The organism is Streptomyces sp. SAS_272, assembly GCF_052543235.1.
Genome location: NZ_JBMNDR010000191.1, coordinates 1 through 3515, shown reverse-complemented (window position 1 = coordinate 3515; position 3515 = coordinate 1). Strand labels below are relative to the sequence as shown.

Genomic DNA, 3515 nt, shown 5'->3' with positions numbered 1-3515 from the left:
TCCTGGCGCATCTTCCGCAGATCCCGGTGCAGCCCCAACCGCATGACGTCAATCGCCAAGGCCATCCTCACCCTGGAGCAGCAACGCTGAAGAGGCTCAGTGTCGTCCGAGTCGTCCGAGTCCGAAGGCCGCCGCCGCGGCCTCCGTGATCGCTTGACAGTCCCCTCTTCGGACGTCGCCGAAGACAGACCGCTTCAGCGGGGTCGCTGCGATGGGGGCAGGACACGTAGGGCCTCCGGTGAGACGGCGTGGTCGAGGAGGTGGAGGGGGGCCGGACGGACGCCGGCGGCCTCGGCGGCGTCCCAGTGGGCGAGGGCCCGTGGCAGGTCGACGAGACCGTGGATCAGGGGGAGTTGCGTGCCGGAGTCCCCGACGGCGAGCCAGGCGTGCAGGAGGGACTCCAGACGGCAGGAGGCAAGGGTGCCGGGGAGGTGAAGGGCGGGATGGTGCTGGGTGCGTGCGGTGGCGTGGCCGGTGAGGGCCGTGGCCGGGAGGTCCGGTGCCAGGTGGGTCTCGGTGGCATCCAGGGCTAGTAGACCGCCGCCGAGGATCAGCACGTCCTTGGCGTCACGCATACGGTGCAAGGCTCGCGCCGTGTCGAAGCAGTGCGGGAAGGAGTCGTCCACGACGATCGTGCCGGGCCGCAGCAGGTCCACGTCCACCAGGGTCGTCGTGCTGCCGTTGACCGCTGCGACGATGACGTCGGCTGTCTGGTAGATCTCGGCGGGGAGGGTCCTGGCGTCCTCCGCTTCGACGACCTGTACGGGCGTCTGGGGGCACCCGGCCGAGAGTTCCGCCGCAAGGTCGTGGAGGCGGGGAGCGCTGCCGGGCAGGTCGCAGAGCAGGAGACGGGCCGGCGGGTGCGGGCTGCGAGCGAGGAGCAGGCGTAGCGACGACGTGCCGATGGAACCGCAGCCGACCACGGCGAGGGTGAGTTCGCCCAGGTCGCGGCCGGTTGCGGCGAGGGCGGCGTGGACGGTCTTGACGACTGCGACGGTCGTGGTCGCGTGCCCGGTGGTGAGGGCGGCGGCCGTCGGAGTGGCGCCGGTCGCCGTCGTTTCGCGCAGGACGTCGTAGCCGTAGCCGTAGCCGGTCAGGGACGGGATCACGCCCGCCAGTGAGACGCAGCGGGCGCCGAGGGATGCGGCGTGTTCGACGGCGCGCGCGGTGCGGCCGGCCAGCGTGATCGGGCCGCCGGTGCCGAGAGGGGCCGGTCAGTTCGTCGGCGAACAGGCTGCGACCACAGCACCCCGTCGGCCCTGCGGCGCACGCGGTCGCCGCTGCGGTACCAGCGGCGGCCGTCCCGTTCGGCGAACGCAGCGGCGGTGAGCTCGGGCTCGCCGAGGTAGCCGGGGGTGAGGCCGGTTCCGGCGATGAGGAGTTCACCGGATGCGCCAGGGGCGCAGGTGTGGCCGTCCTCGTCGACCACCATCAGTTCGGTGCCCGCGATCGGAAGGCCGATGGGGACGTGGCGGTGCGGCAGCGTCGACGGCACGGCGCAACGGGGTCAGCGCAACCAGGCGCTGTAATCCAGCACGTCCCCGGCCTTCACCCCGTATTCCGGGTCGTCCCGGGCGGCGGTGGTCTCCAGGCCGAGGACGGTTGCGGTGCGGGGGTCGAGGATCAGCATGCGCCGGACGCCCGTGCCGCTGTACACGTATGCCTCCCCCGGCCGTCCGAGCCGGTCCGTCAGCCGTCCCGCCGGCCGCAGATCCCCGGCGTCGGCCAGGAGACGGACCAGTGCGGCCGACTCGCGGGCGCCGAGCGTCCAGTGCCCCAGCAACTCCTGTGCGGCGTCGAGGAGCTGGCTGGTGGTCAGGGGGGCCTTCGTATGAGTGTGGGCCATCTCGGTGAGGTAGGCCCGCAAGGCGGCCGGAGAGTGCGGAGGGCGTGCCTGCGGTGGTGCGTCGCTCCAGCTCGGCGGATAGGTGGTCCGACTCAGCACGTGACCGTCCGAGACGAGGTGCGGTGTGTCGCCCTCGTCGGTGAGAACGGGACGGCCCGGACGATCAGGGTCGGTCGCCACGACGACCTCGGTGCGGCTGTCGTCGGGGTTCCAGCGCACGACCCGCTCCTCGGGCAGAGTCACGGGCGGCCCGTCTTCGCTCATGCCGAGGCTCCACGACTGGACGTGGGTGCCCCTGCGCAGTCCGGGGGAGCCGGCCGCGGCGGCCGCGTCCGCCAGCGCGACCATCTGCGCCAGGGGGACGGGGGCGGAACGGGGCTGGACGGTCAGGGGGCGAGGTGCGGCGACGGCGGGCGGTCCCCCCGGGCCGCCGAGGACGGCGACAAGGGCGACGGCCGGCACGACGGCTGTGGCGGCGAGGCTCCACAGCCACCGGGCGCGCGGAGGCCGTAGCCGGCGGCGGTCCTGGCCGAGCAGTGAGGCCAGCCGGCGTTCGGCACGGTGGTCCAGCGGGCCGTCGCCGAAGTGCGGAGCCTGGTCCGGCACCGGGTCGGCGTCGCGGAGGAGGTCGAGTTCGTCAGACATGGCGAGGGTCCTTGCACAGCGGGACGGCAGCGGGCGCGCTGGACGCGGATCGGGACCATCGCGGTCCTTGACCGTTCTCCGCGGCGGACGACTCGGCGTCGGTCCCGACCGGACGTACCGTGTCCGCGCCTTCGGCGGGCCCGGGCGGCGGAGGCGCGACGCCCGTGGGCGTCCCGTGGGGTGGGCTCTCGTGAATGCCGGGCCCGGTCGGCGCCACGTCCTCCTGTGTCATGGCGCGCGCATGCCGATCGGTCGGTGTGCCCGGCGTGAGCGCTGAGGGGCGGATGCGCTCTATCTCGGCGCGCAGCCGACGGCGAGCACGGTGCAGCCGCATCGTCGCCGCGCGGCTGCCGCAGCCCAGGACGACCGCGATCTGTCCGGCGTCCAGCTCCTCCCACGCCGCCAGGCGCAGTATCTCCTGGTCAGGGCCGGAGAGACGGTTCAGGACTTCGCGCACCCAGGCGCCGGGCGTTTCGGTGTCGGGACTGTCCACGATGTGTCGGCTGTGCGCGGCCTCGTCGTTGCCCAGCCGGCCCACCAGCCGGCGCCTGCGCCCGTAGCTGCGTACCGCGTTCGACAGGCAGTTACGGGCCACCCCGTACAACCAGGGCAGCGGCGCGTCCGGCAGGTCATGCCGACGGCGCCAGGCGACCGTGAACACCTCCGCCACCACTTCCTCCACCTCGTCGGGCCGTTCGGGCAGACGCCGCGCGATGTAGCGGCTGACGGCCCAGTAGTGCTCGCGGTAGGCAGCGGCGAAGATCTCGTCGTTGCTCATGTTCGTTTCGTGTCCGGCACCGCCGGGATCGTCACACCCTTCCTTCGTGAGGTTCCTCGCGTCGTTCGAGTGTGACGGGCGGGCCGGATGCGGACACAGGCAGGGCGTGAAGCAAATCGAAGACCTCAGGGGCATCAGGGCGGTGCGGTGGCTGACGACCACCGACCACAAGACCATCGGTACGTTGTACCTGGTCACGTCGTTCGCGTTCTTCTGCGTCGGCGGCGTCATGGCGCTCCTCATGCG

General features: G+C 72.5%; 3 protein-coding genes and 2 pseudogenes. 1 reads left to right on the top strand and 4 read right to left on the bottom strand.

What is annotated here, in order from left to right; genetic code table 11:
- Window positions 1-90 (top strand): annotated as a pseudogene (locus ACN6LD_RS41995) (IS5/IS1182 family transposase); the annotation flags it as partial.
- Between the two features lie 104 nt (window positions 91-194).
- Here the strand turns inward: ACN6LD_RS41995 and ACN6LD_RS41990 are convergent.
- The 4 genes and pseudogenes from ACN6LD_RS41990 to ACN6LD_RS41975 all read right to left on the bottom strand — a co-directional run.
- On the bottom strand, window positions 195-1109 hold the full coding sequence (locus ACN6LD_RS41990; RefSeq protein WP_445045918.1) for a hypothetical protein: 915 nt from the start codon (window positions 1107-1109) through the stop codon (window positions 195-197).
- Window positions 1106-1495 (bottom strand): AMP-binding protein, encoded by a 390-nt coding sequence (locus ACN6LD_RS41985; RefSeq protein ID WP_445045917.1) that lies wholly within the window; start codon window positions 1493-1495, stop codon window positions 1106-1108. The genes ACN6LD_RS41990 and ACN6LD_RS41985 overlap by 4 nt, the downstream gene beginning before the upstream one ends.
- Window positions 1496-1507: 12 nt before the next feature.
- Window positions 1508-2491: a CU044_5270 family protein gene (locus ACN6LD_RS41980; protein WP_445045916.1), complete on the bottom strand. Its 984-nt coding sequence runs from the start codon at window positions 2489-2491 to the stop codon at window positions 1508-1510.
- A 274-nt stretch (window positions 2492-2765) separates the two neighbouring features.
- Window positions 2766-3269, bottom strand: a pseudogene (locus ACN6LD_RS41975) (RNA polymerase sigma factor); the annotation flags it as partial.
- Between the last annotated feature and the right edge of the window lie 246 nt (window positions 3270-3515).